Raw genomic sequence first — 5,347 nt, forward strand, 5'->3', positions numbered from 1 at the left:
AGGTAAGAAATACGTCCTTGAACAAGGAACTGTCGAAGATATTATTAATCTTTTCAATGAAGTTTTAGCAGCCTTATCCTATGACAAATATCCGGTAAAGAATGAATCTGTTTTAAGATCTCTGCTACAGGTCTACCTGATTGGCAAGAATCATGATGTTCGAGTTGAACAGCATAACTATAAAGGCAGAAGTGATATTCTTGTAAACTTCCCTAAACGCAGAGTGGTTCTTGAACTTAAATACACGGACAAGGAAACAGAAGAGAAGGCAAAACTGGCTGAGGCTGAAAATCAGGTTAAAGAAAAAAGTTATGGTCTTGAGGATCTTGGTGACAGAGAACTGTTACAGATAGCCTGCGTATTTAATGGAGATAAAAATAAACGTCAGATTACCTTGTTTAAGACCGTGGAATTATAAGAAAATAAAGAACCAGGACTGACTTTTAAATGTCTTGGTTAATATTTCAATAGGTTTACCAATAAATATTGCAGATGCCCCTGAGCTATAGCCATGTAACGCTCAAAAAAATCAAAAGCATAAATAAGTCAGTGAGACGTAATCATGAAACTAATTGCACAGTCAGAGAATATTGAGAATATTATTGATAAAGATTCAATATACGTTGATAAGACAGAATATATTTACAATCTGACTAAAGATTTTGATCGGGTATTCATTTCTCGTCCTCGTCGTTTTGGTAAATCTCTAACTCTAAATACCATCGGAACTCTTTTTGAAAAAGGTGTTGAGCCTTATTTCAAGGGAACATGGATTTATGACAAATGGAAGCAGGATAAATATCCTGTTCTTCATTTGAGCTTTCTTGAATATCCTACGACTGATTTAGAATCATTTAAAACTAGTCTTTGTCAGCCAATTCGTGATTTTGCCAGACTCAATGGAATCGAAGGTTATACAGACGATAATGACCCCAATAATCTGATAAGAAATATTTTTACGGTTATGCCGGATAATATGAAGATTGTTCTTCTTATCGATGAATATGATCGACAGATGACAGCTAACATCAATAATCCAGAACTGTATGAAAAATTCAGAATCTGTATCAGAGATTTTTATGGAGTATTGAAAGGTAAAAGGCAGATTAAATTCATGGCTGTCACCGGAGTAACCCGTCTTAAGGATGTATCAATCTTCTCGGTTGGCTCTGATATTATGGATTTAAGCTATGAAAATGATTATTCCTCTATGATTGGCTTTACCCGAGATGAGATCAAGAAATTCTATGATGATTATCTTAAGCTAGGTATCTCTTATGAGAAAGAAAAATCAGCTGATAGTGTTACAAATGAGGAAATTGATGAGTTTGTTGACCGAATTGCTGATAATTACGATGGATTCAGTTTTGATGAGTTTCATAAGAATAAGGTATTCTCAACCTATTCTGTAAATGTTTTTCTTCAGTCCATATACAGAAAAAAATGTGTGGAATTTGGAGACTATTGGTATGACGTAGGAGGACTTCCATCTATTCTTATGAATTACATGGAGTCTCATAATCTTGATATAGAGAAACTGCTTAATTCTGAAATTTCAATTCCATACAACGATTTTAAAAATCCGACCTCTCTCATTGATATCAACGAGAATGTTCTGATGTGTCAGACCGGATATTTAACCTTAAAGTCCGAAATAGTTCCCGGATATGACATAACCTTAGGTCCTGCAAATAGAGAAGTTAAGTCGGCCTTATTCATGCTGCTAAGTTTAAAAATCTTTAATACCCAAACAGCAGCATTCTCATTGAAGAACAGATATCTTATTGAAAGAGGATCTGCAGATGAAATTATCTTCTTATTCAACGAGGTCTTATCTGCTTTATCCTATGATAAATATCCTGTTAATGATGAATCTGTACTTAGAGCATTACTACAGGTTTATCTATTAGGAAAGAATCATGATGTTCGTATTGAACAGAATAACAGCAAAGGAAGAAGTGATATTCTTATTAACTTCTCTAAACGCAGAGTTGTGCTTGAACTAAAGTACACAAATAAGGAAAGTGAAGAACAAAAGAAACTTGCTGAAGCAGAAAAGCAGCTCATTGAAAAACGCTATGGATACGAAAATCTTGGTGACCGAGAACTGATTCAGATTGCCTGTGTATTCAATGGAGAAAAGAATAAACGACAGATTACAATGTATAAGATTGCAGGTATATCAGAAAGTGAAAAACAGTAGAAGGAAATATGGAACACTAAGTTTATTAGCAAATATTTCCATGCTACGAATCAGCAAATGTAGCTTATTATCCCACTATTAGACACGGAAAAATGTATCAATAACGCAAATGAAAAAAAAGAAAATCTTCATTTCTCTGTTTTTCGATACGACTATTTGCCCGAGATATCACGGATTATAATTAAGAAATCAAGAAAAACAGCTAATCAGTTGTTTTCTTAAGTCCTAAATATTTAACCACTCCTGTAATCATCTCCATACGAAGATCACCAAGCTTTAGCTTATCTCTTGAAATAGGAAGCGGTCTTATAGCTTTAATAGTCATATACCCTAATCTGGTGGAATATATTCCGGCTGCAAGGCCCTGACCAACAGCAGCACTGAGTTTGGCAAAGGTTTTAGCACCGATGACATCTGCAATGGCATCCGTGGACAGATCAGCAATTCCGATAAACACAACATTACGTATAATCTTTCTGTAAAGCTCAAATCTCCCCCACAGTCCACAGTGATAGCCATAGACTTCAGCAATTTCACGAACCATACGCAGTGATCGAGCAAGAGAAAAAGCCATATCAAGCCAGGCAATCGGACTTAGAGCTACCACTACACCGGTTTCACGGGAGCGTTTTATTACAATGCTTCTGGCTTTCTCATCAAGAGGACTTAAGACTTCCCTTTCATAGATATCAAATATCTCCTCAACACTGAAGTTAGGCTTCACCTTCTTTAAGAAGCTTTCCAGATGAACCTTTGATTGAGCATCATTGGCACTAAACATCTTTTTACAGAGGGCAACTGCATCAGATGAGGTCCCCTGATGTAGAGTTCTCTCATAGCGAACTCTGCTCTCATAGGTATTCTTCAGTTTCCATACAGAGGATAGCTCTCTGAAGATAGAGAGAATAACCAGAAACAGTACAAAGGAAATACCGCCTGACCAGCACCATCCGGCGATAGAACTTTTCTCAAAGGCAGAGGAAATCAATTCATAAACTTGAAGCCCACCTATGGTAATAACTAGAAGCAGAAACATGAAGATAGGACTGGACCAGAATCTTGTTCTAAGCGTCAGCTCCTGCTCTTCATCAGTTTCATCTTCAAAAGGAACTGTAGTAAGCTCCTCAGATGGGATTTCAGCTGACTTTATCTCTCTGACACTAACCGCATCTTTTACATAGAAGCCCTTTTGAAAACTCTCATTCTGATCCTGCTCACTGGTATATTCTGAGGCAACAGTTTTCTTCTCATGAAGTTTCTCTTTAGGAATTTCAAATCCGGCCTTAAACTCACTCATAGCTTGTCCTTTAAAAGATAACTCAGCATTACATCCATGTTGATATTAGGAATTGGATCACCAGGATTCATAAGAGGTGGTGGCAGCTGTCGCATAATAAAATGCTTCTGAAAATCTGCCATGCTCTGCTCTGACCACTGTGATGGAACTGAGCCAGGATAAAAGTAGTTTTCCCCTTCTCTGCCAGTTGATAGCACCTGAGTATTTCTTCCCTGATAGTTAACCTCAAGACACTTTGTGGCAGCAATTGAAGAGAGTACCATATACTGACAGTTACTGCTCTGTCCGCGAATTTCATGGGAGGCGGAGGTTACCATGGAACGTAAAAGAGATAATAAATGTTTCTCCTCATCATAGGTAACCTGATCGGCTTTGGTGGCAGCAAAGATAACCTTGTCTATCTTTGGTGAAAATATCCTCTGCAGAAGATTATTCTCGCCATAGGAGAAATTCTTAAGTAAGGTTTCAAAGGTATCATTTACGTTTACAAAGGCTTCACGACCACCTTTTAGTGCTGCAAAACAGTCAATGAGAATCACCTGGCGATCAAGCTTTGAAAACATGGTTTCATAGAAATTCTCTACAATCTCCTTCTTATAGGAGTCATATCGTTTTTTCATTACTCCATAAAGAGAATCCTTTGAATATGAAGAAGGAGCCTCCCACAGCCATGGCATAAATTCAATAATCGGAGCTCCTAAAAGATTTCCCGGAAGCACCTGACGGCTTGGGACTATAAGAGACATTCCTGCCCTTTTACACTCTAAAAGCCACTGTACGTAATGCTCTACACTTTCCTTTAGGAGACGTGGATCAGGAGCTTTACATGGGTCAAGTCTGTCTTTTAAAGCTAAAAGAGTATTACTCTTTGGAATAATTGAAGAGAGTTTTCTAACCTGAGATAGCATCATGCTGCTGAAATCCTCATAGGAGAGGTCCAGCAGCACTAGATCAATAAGCCATTCTCCAGGATAATCCCAGATATCAAGATAAAGACTGCGATGCTCTCCTGGCATCAGAAGACGATTTTCCTTAAATCTTATTTCAAGTCGGATTTCACTGATATTATCAGTGGCAACCGGCCAGAGAGGCTCAGGATTTACCAGTCCATCGTAATATTCATGATAAGGAAAGGCAGGAACAGATAAATCATGATTTGGAGCAATACCTCCGTAATAGATTCCGGATTTCTCGTATTCAGAGAATCTTGGTAATTTTTCAGAGGAACCTTCATTTCCGAAGTTTAAAATGGTATTTACTAAAGAGGTTATAAACGCAGTTTTTCCTCCTCGGGAAAAACCGGTTACTCCAATCTTTATCTCTTTATCAAAGAGACGGTTTACCCCTTCATTGATGCTGTCTGAAAGCTCATCAAAAAGACGATCAACGGTTTTGATGGGATCAGAGAAAATGCTCATTACAGCTCCTGATGTTTTATAATCTGTTATCTTCTATTTGTATTATAAAAGAAAAAGATAAGAGCTGATTTATTTATTCTTAATCCTGTTTTTCGAGTATGAACAACTTAATAAAGCAAAGTGCGTGCCCTGTTTTAAAACAGTTGTTGAAGAAGCCTTAATATTACCAAATCTAGCATTAGCAAAAGCTGAATCAGTTTTATTTGAATACAGAAATATTCTTTTGACTGTTTTAAGAGGTATTTTAAATAAATTTTTTTTCATGCCTAAGATCTTAAGAAATTAGGCTAAAACCTTATAAAAATGCGTTTTGTATAACATCGCATTTTAGCTCTTTAAAAATCTGTATTCGATGTATTCCTGAAATCGCATATATATGCGGATGCAAAAATTTCTGATTCTGAAGTTTTAACGTGGAATTTCACTATG

At 36.8% G+C, this 5,347-nt stretch carries 4 protein-coding genes; 2 read left to right on the forward strand and 2 right to left on the reverse strand.

Features of this window, described 5'->3' with window-relative positions; genetic code table 11:
* Nucleotides 1-418: PD-(D/E)XK nuclease domain-containing protein (locus QZU45_RS10610; protein WP_295355118.1), on the forward strand; the 418-nt coding region annotated here is incomplete at its 5' end.
* Nucleotides 419-562: 144 nt separating this feature from the next.
* Complete coding sequence (locus QZU45_RS10615) at nucleotides 563-2,203, forward strand: AAA family ATPase (protein ID WP_295355120.1); 1,641 nt, start codon at nucleotides 563-565, stop codon at nucleotides 2,201-2,203.
* Between the two features lie 202 nt (nucleotides 2,204-2,405).
* On the opposite strand, the gene QZU45_RS10620 is transcribed toward QZU45_RS10615, so the two are convergent.
* Together QZU45_RS10620 and QZU45_RS10625 are read right to left on the reverse strand one after the other, a co-directional pair.
* The gene (locus QZU45_RS10620; RefSeq protein WP_295355122.1) at nucleotides 2,406-3,500 is read right to left on the reverse strand and encodes a TIGR01620 family protein; all 1,095 of its coding nucleotides are present in this window, start codon (nucleotides 3,498-3,500) and stop codon (nucleotides 2,406-2,408) included.
* Entirely contained in the window at nucleotides 3,497-4,918 is a 1,422-nt protein-coding gene (locus QZU45_RS10625) for a YcjX family protein (protein WP_295355124.1), read from the reverse strand. Before QZU45_RS10625 ends, QZU45_RS10620 begins: the two co-directional genes overlap by 4 nt.
* Nucleotides 4,919-5,347 lie beyond the last annotated feature (429 nt).

This window comes from uncultured Succinivibrio sp. (assembly GCF_902756765.1).
Taxonomy (GTDB): Bacteria; Pseudomonadota; Gammaproteobacteria; order Enterobacterales; family Succinivibrionaceae; genus Succinivibrio.

Excerpts from the sequence above, each read along its gene's own strand:
- QZU45_RS10615 (WP_295355120.1), top strand. The coding sequence starts at position 563 with ATGAAACTAATTGCACAGTCAGAGAATATTGAGAATATTATTGATAAA.
- QZU45_RS10620 (WP_295355122.1), bottom strand. The coding sequence starts at position 3,500 with ATGAGTGAGTTTAAGGCCGGATTTGAAATTCCTAAAGAGAAACTTCAT.
- QZU45_RS10625 (WP_295355124.1), bottom strand. The coding sequence starts at position 4,918 with ATGAGCATTTTCTCTGATCCCATCAAAACCGTTGATCGTCTTTTTGAT.